The sequence below is a fragment of the Aeromonas sp. QDB39 genome (genome assembly GCF_027707585.1).
Lineage (GTDB): Bacteria > Pseudomonadota > Gammaproteobacteria > Enterobacterales > Aeromonadaceae > Aeromonas > Aeromonas hydrophila.
Map to the genome: position 1 here is coordinate 74,092 of NZ_JAPCIV010000026.1, position 9,796 is coordinate 83,887.

8 protein-coding genes and 1 tRNA gene are annotated in these 9,796 nt (G+C 43.6%); 6 read left to right on the forward strand and 3 right to left on the reverse strand.

The genetic code is table 11. From position 1 onward, the window contains the following. Positions 1-66: 66 nt before the first annotated feature. Together PG899_RS16105 and PG899_RS16110 are read right to left on the reverse strand one after the other, a co-directional pair. Positions 67-753: a hypothetical protein gene (locus tag PG899_RS16105; protein ID WP_270697480.1), complete on the reverse strand. Its 687-nt coding sequence runs from the start codon at positions 751-753 to the stop codon at positions 67-69. A 17-nt stretch (positions 754-770) separates the two neighbouring features. Then, positions 771-1,136: a hypothetical protein gene (locus PG899_RS16110; RefSeq protein ID WP_125596590.1), complete on the reverse strand. Its 366-nt coding sequence runs from the start codon at positions 1,134-1,136 to the stop codon at positions 771-773. A 276-nt stretch (positions 1,137-1,412) separates the two neighbouring features. Between PG899_RS16110 and PG899_RS16115 the strand changes: the two genes are divergently transcribed. Next, the gene (locus PG899_RS16115) at positions 1,413-1,709 is read left to right on the forward strand and encodes a helix-turn-helix domain-containing protein (RefSeq protein WP_163137197.1); all 297 of its coding nucleotides are present in this window, start codon (positions 1,413-1,415) and stop codon (positions 1,707-1,709) included. 1,315 nt (positions 1,710-3,024) lie between these two features. On the opposite strand, the gene PG899_RS16120 is transcribed toward PG899_RS16115, so the two are convergent. Beyond that, entirely contained in the window at positions 3,025-5,085 is a 2,061-nt protein-coding gene (locus PG899_RS16120; protein WP_270697481.1) for a hypothetical protein, read from the reverse strand. A gap of 100 nt (positions 5,086-5,185) precedes the next feature. Here PG899_RS16120 and PG899_RS16125 point away from each other — a divergent pair, with 100 nt between their 5' ends. From PG899_RS16125 to PG899_RS16140, 5 genes are all read left to right on the forward strand, one after another. Beyond that, positions 5,186-5,425, forward strand: a complete 240-nt coding sequence (locus PG899_RS16125) for a helix-turn-helix transcriptional regulator (protein ID WP_163136452.1) — start codon at positions 5,186-5,188, stop codon at positions 5,423-5,425. Further along, a complete protein-coding gene (locus tag PG899_RS16130; protein ID WP_270697482.1) occupies positions 5,412-6,995 on the forward strand; it encodes a YfjI family protein in 1,584 nt (527 codons plus the stop codon). Before PG899_RS16125 ends, PG899_RS16130 begins: the two co-directional genes overlap by 14 nt. 480 nt (positions 6,996-7,475) lie before the next feature. Continuing rightward, complete coding sequence (locus tag PG899_RS24295) at positions 7,476-8,072, forward strand: inovirus Gp2 family protein (protein ID WP_423244483.1); 597 nt, start codon at positions 7,476-7,478, stop codon at positions 8,070-8,072. A gap of 71 nt (positions 8,073-8,143) precedes the next feature. Then, the gene (locus tag PG899_RS16135; protein ID WP_270697483.1) at positions 8,144-8,545 is read left to right on the forward strand and encodes an H-NS family histone-like protein; all 402 of its coding nucleotides are present in this window, start codon (positions 8,144-8,146) and stop codon (positions 8,543-8,545) included. A gap of 169 nt (positions 8,546-8,714) precedes the next feature. Then, positions 8,715-8,790: transfer RNA gene (locus PG899_RS16140), tRNA-Thr, on the forward strand. Positions 8,791-9,796: the final 1,006 nt, after the last annotated feature.

The following is a 9,796-nucleotide window of genomic DNA, read 5'->3' on the forward strand; positions in this document are numbered from 1 at the left end:
AATGCGGCATAAAACAGAGGGCACCCGAAGGTGCCCTGATGGTGGTGAATGTGTGGCGGCTGGTGGTCAGGACTGCTTGCGCAGCGTCAAGCTGTTGGCATCCCATACCCAGCGCTGACGGGGGTTGCCGGGCAGGTCGAGGGTGAAACCGTTGGGGGCAGGGGTCAGCTTGCCTTCATCGCTACAGGAGCCAAAGGGTTGTGAAAGCATGGTCAGCACACCAGTCTGAGCGACAGCCAACTGATAGAGCACCGGGCATGCCACACCGCCACTGTGTAGCTCAAACAAGGCCGCCTGCCCATTGGCCAGCGGCAATCGGTGCGTGAGCTTGATGGCATCATATTCATCGGAGCGCAGCAGCAGTTCATCCCCATACCGGATCTCGATGTTGTAATCGTCATTTTTCACGATGGTAAATGACGCGGTACTTGATGCGGCTGACGAGGGTGCAAAGGAGGGTTCGAAGTAACGGCTACCATCCGAGTAGGTCAGCATCATGCCGTTCAGTGAAACCGGCTGGCTGACACTGGGGATGAGCCTTGGCTCATCTTCATCCAGCGGCATCAGCATGATGCGTTCCCCTTTCGAGGTCTCTATCCAAAACTGCATGCTGGCGAAATTGAGGGTGCCCTCAACGTTGGCCGGTACCCGTTTAGTGACCGTTGGCACAGTGAATTCAGGCGCAGCCCAGCTCGGTAAGGCAAGCAGTGATAACCATATGCACCACAGTGCCAGCTTGATTTTTTCTGTCATGTCACTCTCCAGAGGAATTATTCAATGGTGTAAGAGGCATTGCCCAGATTGGTGAAAAGGGTGACCTCCCTCAATCGGCACGGCTCGGTCATGACCAGCCGCCAGCTTTCGGTGTAATTGAGCTTGAGTGGGAAATAGGTTCCTCCCACCGACCCCATCAAGTCACTGCGCAGCATCACCCGGCATTTACTCTTGCCGCCATTGATCAGCACTTTTTGAATGGTGACTTGATCGTTGAGCGAGGTGACGACGATCTGAGGTCGCCCAATAGCGGTGTACTCCACGTCTAGATCGAATTCTGGGCCATCGGCAGACTCTGCATTGCAGGCACTCAGTGATAGGCCACAGGCCAGCAGTAAGGGATAAAGCAGTGTGCGATTCATGATCTCTCCTTAATAAAAATGGCAAAAGGATGCCTGACCGACAAGGCAAGCCTCTCGGATAAGCGGGGTAATACAGGTAACGTCAGCGAACGTGCTGGCAGTTAGCCAAGCGCAACTGAAGAAAGTGGGCTGGAATTTACGTCGTGTAGAAAGCACTCCTTTCAAATATCAATCTATATATTCAAACAACATCAACCCAATTGGTTGAGCATCAACCATTTTCGCCCTTAATGTCAACGAGTCCATGGTCAAGCATACGTGCGGACTGGAGGACTTATGACAGACGTCAACTTTGAAGAACTGGCCAAGAGCGTAGGTAAAGCGATTGGACGGCAACGCCAACAAGTGGGGCTGACCCAGGAGCAAGTCGCAGAGCACCTGGATATCGGGATGGAAGCGGTCTCCCGGATGGAGCGGGGAAAAGTGGTGCCGACCGTAGTGCGCCTGGCACAGTTGGCCCAGCTGTTTGGCTGTGAGCTTGCAGACCTCCTGCGTGAGACCAGCAACCGCCCTACAGAACAAAGCATTGTACTCAGCCAGCAGTTGGCCAAACTAAATACAGCTTACAGATAGTTGGAGGTGGTTGATAAGCTGGTAGTACGACTGGCTCATTAATCCCTCTCAGTGAGCATCAGTCACTCAATGGCACCCGATGCCCAGGCCGATAACTTGGAAGGCCGCAATGACGCTTCCAAGCATACTCACAGCGATATGTGTTTGCTCTCCCCTTATGATATCTATCTGAGAAACTTTTCAATCGGACAGACAAGGAAATAACTGTGATCTAACGAGACGGTACTTGGAAGCCTCACCCATTTATCTATATCAATGGGAAAAACTTTACCCAGTATTTTTTGCTTGCCCATGACCATGTTAACTGGTCAATTTAACTATATGTGAGTTATTCCTAACGGCGTATCGGAGAGGGGCTGTTCGCGTAAAATTCATGGCATTTAGTCGCATAGCGAACTACTTGTTGTTGGCATTTCATTCTGATGTGGTTCGTTAATTGAAGCGCAGCTATGACATTGATGTCAATACATCACAGATCCACCAATTTAACACTGCCCTCGTAGTCATCAAGCAATTTACAGTACGGTGGTCAACAGTAAATTATATTTCACAAAATCCACGACTAGGATTTTAAGCATTTGATCAACACGTGCTTGTTCTCAACGATGGCGACCATCTTTGGGCTGTCCTCTATGTCCAACGCAAAGTATTGTTTTTCGCTGGATCTTTATAAAAGAGTTGTACCTCATAGTGTTATACCACGTTAGACGATGATTATTAACGCTAGGTGGATTGGGTATCGGAACACTTTGCTGTCACTGGCGTGGTGAGTATATAGAAGGAGAAAATAAAATGAAACATGAAGGTGCTTGGTGCAATGAACGATTTCTACGGTTTTAAATAAAACATTCAAGAATTATTGTGGATGCAAGATATTATTGAGGCTCTAAGGGGGCTTACTGGTGGTGATTGATGTGTAGATGAAGCCTATATCTTAGGCTGACTTTAACAGCAGCAGTAAGAATGTTTGATTATCAAAAAGTATATTTACATAGATTGATGCTGTTGTGCCTCATGTGAGGACCATGATTCCAATTCAATGAGGCGCTATTAGAGGAATTCACAGATACTTTTGATATTTGTATCTGAAAGTATCTGGAGAGGACTGGGGGGGGGCGTATTTCATAGGCAGCAGATGCTTCACTAACATAGCCGAAGAGAAAGAACCAAGAAACAGAAAAGATGTAAGGAGGTGTGGCACCGTAACATCATCGATGCCTCATTCCATAGTTTACAACAACCTCGCCCATGAAATTATAACTAATACTTTAAAATTATTGTCGCAGGTGTGTGATAGCTACACATCTGAAAATATTCATGCACTAGTTACAGGATGTAAAGGATGTTGATACCTGAACAGTAACTCTACGACCTTAGTTTTCTTACCCAATGCTATAATGTTTTCAACATTATCTCCAGGGACAGAGAAAAAGAAAATAATGCTTAAATAATCCAGTAGACATACCCCGAGAGAAGAACCTGCAACACAGTGGATTAGATTATCAGTTACATCTGTCATAGATATATGTTTTCCTCTAATTAAATCTCTTACAAAAATGTCAGGTTTTACATCAAAGTGTATTTCTTTAAGCGCAGCCAAAATGTTTCCTGATATTGTATTTAGCCGTGTCAATAAATCGTGATTGATTAACGCTGATGCATAATTAATATCTTTAAGATTTGCTTTCATCATACCTTGATCTGCGTAGTCTGTAAGAAGGTTGTAATGAGTGGTGTGCCGTGCTATGGTGAAATTATAACAGTAGATTGCTTGTGCAATAATAGAATTATACGTATTGCCACCAAAAATGAGAGAGTGTTCTATATACTCAACTTCAGAAAGCCATGAGATGTCATTCTCTATTGATACATGAAATGATGGAATGATAGGGATTAAAACAATCCCTTGATGATTTATAATGTCGTTGACTTGAGGCATTAATGACATATGCTTTACTTCTTCTCTTTTAAGTCTGAGCATCAATCCGACTTTAAGCACTGCCAATGAATGCTTAATAAACCCAAACAATGGAAGACTTTCATGCTGCACATTATTAATTATATTTAATGCAGCATCAGGCTCATTACGTTTTATGCAGTCAAGTGCCTCAATGAGAGGTATGTATTGCATAAAGAATTTTTTAAGCTTATTAGGTTCATCATGCATTAATTTAGTGATGGATTTTACATTAACATTATTAAATATGAGAGTGTGTGCTTCAAAGAGACTATCTTTAGTATCTGATGAAGCTCCACCATCTATAATATCCATAGGAATGCAAAATTTAGGAGGAAGTGAGATCATCTTACCTAAATATGACTCTGCTACCAATAATGGCATCAAATCGTGCTCTATATTAGATAGAATGCAAAACCCAAATAATTCAAATATGTGATATGTTATTTTTTCTAAATATACCCTCCTTTTACTGCTTGTAAATATTTCCAGTGTATTACTATCATGCAAGTAAATGGATGATTCATTAAGAATTATATTGTCATAGTTTTCACTCAGTGCTGCATGAACACTTGAATGTAAATCGTCAAGTAGTGGGTCTTGTTTCTCAATAAGAATGTTATATGTGTTGTATAAATGAGCAATCATGCCTGTTTTATTTGCTATGTCCTGCAAGATTATTATGGCAGTGTAAGCAGAGATTATTGGTTGTATGCTGAATAACGAAGTGTCAATATTCTCACGAGAAAGCCTTTCACTACAAAACTCAAGTTTATCATGTAGTTTTGCACATGTTTGGTTGCCTTTCTTATAAAACTCCCCTAAATAAGAAAGTAGTTCTGGCATTAACAGGCTTGCATTGCTTAAATTGGTTTTTTTTAGTATTTCAGAATGTTTTTCGAAGTGATGCTGAATATATTCCCGCATATACCGCTGAGCCGTATTTTTGTTGAGTTTTTGTGTATCCCCATCAAGGGAAACTAAATTTTCCATGAAAAGGAGACGATCAAGATGATAATAGATAGAGTGTTCATTCGCATGCATTTTAAAAATATGGATGTCGACACACACTAAAGGGATTAATGCGTGGTTAATGTAATTTTCAAGTGGTTCATCGTAGAATACATCAAAAACATTAGGTTGCCTTGCTATAGCAGTATATATATTTTCAACTATATCAAAGTGATTGGACATCATTTCTGATGGTAAATTGCAGCCTATGTGCAGGCACCTAATTATTTTCTCTAACCTTGGCAAGCAATTTTCGTGGTCTGTTTTTGATAAAACTACATTTTGTAGTTCTTTACGGTGTGAATCAAAACTAGCTTTGCTAGCCTCCTCGTTTGGGCGAGCTTTGGTCCTGAGCCCAAGAGTTTTTTCAATCGAATAGATTAGCGCTGCGAAGGGGTGCTTTTTCATGATTTACCTTTTGGGTCCGTAGTTTGTCCCCCTGACACGTTACCCCGAGGTCCACCATAATGCGAGCTCATCCACTCAGACGTTAGAAGGACATCACGTAATGCAAGAAGTAATAGACCGCATCATTAGGATGCCGGAGCTTACAAAGATGATTAGCCTCGCTAGATCAACAATCTATGACAAGCTAAACGCCAAGTCTGCTCGGCATGACCCCAGCTTTCCCAAGGCGATAAAGCTTGGCAAGTCAGCCATAGGCTGGCGTCAGAGCGAGGTCAATCGATGGATCGTAACCAGGTCGCAAAGTAGTCAAATCATGGAGGTCAAAAATGAATCAACATAGAGCCATTGAAGATGTCATCGAGAGGTTAGATAAGTCCCTTTGGGATCCACTGGATGTCGTCGCCTATAGAACAAAGGCCCCGAGATTTATGATCTTGACTCAAATGTTGTCTGTAATGGCTATCGCATCGCAGCAGTTGGTAGATATTAGCCCCAAAAGCGAAATGAAAATCCCGGCATCGCTATACATTCTAATTCTAGCGGCTTCTGGTGAGAGAAAAAGTACGGTCGATAAGCTTCTCATGAAACCAGTTCGTGAATTTGAAAAATGCTTGGCTGAGCAGGTAGATGCTGCACAGCAGAAATATCAGATCGAACTGGAATTGTGGAATATGAAGAAAAAAGTGTTAAGTAAGGAATTAAATGAGATGTGTAAAAAAGGTGATGAGCAGCCCATTTTAATAGAGGCATGGCACACTCACCATACAAATATTCCTATAGCTCCGGTAGTTAAGAGGATTTTAGCTGAGGATATAACAGTCGCAAAGCTGAAGTCGATGTTATCTAGGAAGAATACGTCATTAGCTCTGGTGTCCGATGAAGCTGGGACACTACTGTCGAGTGACTTGATGAAAGATAATGCATTGTTTAACTCACTATGGTCAGGTCAAACTATACGTGTTGACAGAGCCAATGCCCCTGAAGTTCATATTGAAGGTGCTCGTTTGACTTTGAGCATGCAAATCCAGCCTGATATATATAGAACATTCAGAGATAGTAATGGTGATGCGATGAGGAGCTCTGGATTAGACGCTCGAATTCTACTGTGTGAGCCTGAGTCAGAGATTGGCTATCGTCAAGAAGATAGAGATGAGAGCGCATCACTAGATGATAAAATTAAATTAGGTAGATTTAGCTCAAGGATTGATGCATTACTGCAAGAAGGGCTCGAGATGAGAGCACAAGGCAAGGAACGTCATTGCCTGAATTTAACAGAGAGTGCTAAGAAAATTTGGAATGACAAGTTTAATGACATTGAATATGCAATGAGGGGTGGAGAATATTTGGAACACTATAAAGATTTTGGTTCAAAGTTTATGGAGCAGGCTTCGAGAATCGCGGCGGCACTTCATGTATTCAAAAATACAAATTATAGAAATGTGCTTGTGACTCATGAAACTATGCAGACTGCTATTGAACTGGCTGAAATATACTTGCATCAAGCATTGATAATATTTAGATCGCCCGAGGCTAGGGAGTTCGTGGACGAGACACATGTGAATAAGCTACTGGAGTGGATTATTCATAACTGGGAGAATGTGTTGCTTTTAAAAAGTAACATTAGACGAAGTGGCCCACATTGTGTTCGTAATCCGGGTAAGCTAGAAGATGCAATAGAAGTTCTTATTGCTCGAGGAGATATCATTTGCTTTAAAAAGAAATCGTCAATCTATATCTCTTTATCTTGGAAGAAATACCCTAGGCTTGTTAGGCGATCGTTGGTACGCACCAGCGATATGATTTATGTGAACGAACTTGTGGAGTATCGTGGAAGACGCCATTTAGGAATACCATCAGTTGAACTTTTTGAGAGGCCGTTGATAGACATGAGAAATAAACTGCGACACTAATGGTTCAGTATTAACTGATTGCAGTACTCCGCTTAAGTAACTTAAGAGTGTTGTTATATAGGGCAGTATCATAACTGCATCTGAATTAGGAACCCTATGTTTATGTTTTAGTGTATATATCGATTTGATTGAGTTGTGAGTTAGGTTATTTAAGTAAGACATGGCTCGGTATATGTATTATATATAGCAATACATACACTATTACATGCATCCATAGCCATGCACACTACTAACGATGCATATACGCTATGCAATCTAACGATGGGGTAGCGTGAAGACTACATGCCTCTAAGCATGTGCCACTATGGATAGCATCCAGAGCATGGTGTATTTGATTAAGCGAAAATATATTTATTTAATTCAATAATTATACCTCCGAGTTTATTAACCAAGATAGGGACTCCTATGTTGAATCACTTAAAAAATTCAGTGTTGAAGATGAAAGCGCTTACTCGTTTATACGCATACAGTTATGGCCCTATGAATAGTACTTATTTGAGGCGTAGCTTAGATGTTGTGTCCGGTACTCTGGCTAGGTATCCTCGTGTTTATGCTCTGCGTGTGGATCTGCGTTTTGCTAGTGAGTCGCCTGAAGATGATACTGATACGCTGACTTGTTTACAGCGTTCAGATTCATCAGTGATCACTCGCTTTATGGAGTCACTGAAAAGCCAATTACGTGCAGACCATTATCGTCAGAAACGGCGTGGACCTCCGTCACTACCAACCTTTATCTGGTGCCGGGAGCAGGAGTCATCGGCTGCACCTCATTACCACGTGATGCTGCTGTTTAACAAAGACGTGTATGCCTTCCTAGGGGATTACCAGGATTATGATGCCAACAATATGGGGACTAGGATCCAGAAGGCGTGGTGTAGCTCGTTGAGCCTCCCATACCCTGATAATGCAACGCTGGTTAACTTCCCTGTAAATCCACAATACAGGTTTGACCGTAACTCAGCGCGAAACTTAGATGACCACTTCAGCGCATTTCTATTTCGTCTCGCTTACCTGAGTAAGCAGAGTACGAAGGTTATGGATGGACGACGCAACTTCGGTTGCAGTCAAGTACGATAATATGCTTGAGCACATCAGTGCTCATTAGTATGCTATAGAACAATCCCTGCGTATTTAATTAAAGGATATCTATGAGTGAATTTCTGAAAGTGCTATTGAACATCCGTAGCCTGCGGGCAGCATTGCGCGAGTTGTCTCTGGACCAGCTCAAAGAAGCCCACGAGAAGATTGAATCGATTTATCTGGAGCGTCTGGAGCACGCAGAGAAAGAGCAAGCAGCCAATGCAGAACGTCAGCAAAAGCTGGCTGAGTTCCAAGCGATGTTGGCTCAGGCTGGTATTGACCCGACTGAGTTGGTAGGCTGTGCCCCAGCAGCAGCGACTGCGGCTAAAGCGAAACGAGCACCTCGGCCCCCGAAATACCGTTATGTTGAAAATGGCGTAGAGAAAACCTGGACCGGTCAGGGCCGTACACCCAAGTTCTTGGCTGAGCAACTCGAGCAAGGTCGTCAGCTGGATGAGTTCCTCATCTAAATAGACAAGGCCATGCCCTCACGGTGTGGCCTTTCTGTTTACACGCTCAGTGACCCAATCAATGACAGCCCTCGTCGCTACGAACCAGGAATACTCGGTAATGTTCTGTCGCATGACTGAGGTCAGCTCTAATGACATGATTCAAAACATCCTTTAGCATGCGCATGATGCTGGCTTAGCTCAGTAGGTAGAGCAACTGACTTGTAATCAGTAGGTCACCAGTTCGATTCCGGTAGCCAGCACCACGATCACCACCGAATTTCTCATAGCAGATCCTGATGCCCGCCATAAAAGACTTAGACGCAGAACGTACCGATTTGGATGCGCGATTACGTGAAGCCATTGATAGTTGGGACCCACGTCGCCCCAGGCGCTGGCTAGCGAAACATGGCGGTTGGCGAGTTGAAAAGCGCTCCCTCCTCACGCAGCGATATTGTGCGATACGCGACGAAGCCCAAGCCTTGCTGACAAGTTGCTAGCCTGGATGTTTGTTGCCATTCTCTGAACTAATCGTTCAATGGGTAATCCAACGTGCCTACCCATCACCCAGCGTAATGACGGAATGACATGTCTACCAATCCAAAGCCTCCCTTGCCACGTTACTTACAAGTAGCACATTGGTTGCACGAACAGCCGCTAACAATCAGTGCACGCGCCGCGCCGGCCGTATTTGGCATCTCGTCATAGTCCATTGTGCATATTCCGGTCGATCATGAATCAATGTTCAATTTCACCAGAATACTCAGATGATCCATTTCGGCACGGAGTGCAGTCTCGACGACGAGCGTGATCAGCTGTTGGGTGAGGGCCTGGAGACTGTTCGGACTTGATGTCTTTGACCCGCTCAGCGACCAGTGCTTTGAGCTTGTCTTGACCGATCCGCTTACCCACGAATGTTGCTTTTGAAAAAGTTACTTATTTATTCGTGGGAGGAGGCTACACAATTGGATTTACAGGCTTACAGGCTTACAGGCTTACAGGCTTACAGGCTTACAGGCTCGCCTCGTCATGACCATTGTTCTAATGAAGAATAACCGGATGTTTAAAGTCAATCGCGTTTTCTGCTTTCCCATAGAAACGAAAGCTCCTATTCGTTAGGTGTCCAACTCTCGTTATTCACTCCTCCAGACGTTTTTTATTGCCTATTAAGTTTCAGTCAGCGATGGGACTGCAGCGCGAATTCAACTTCGAAGTGCAATTCCCGATTAAAAATCAGGCTGCTTTCAGAAGTTCGTCAAAAACCACCTGTGG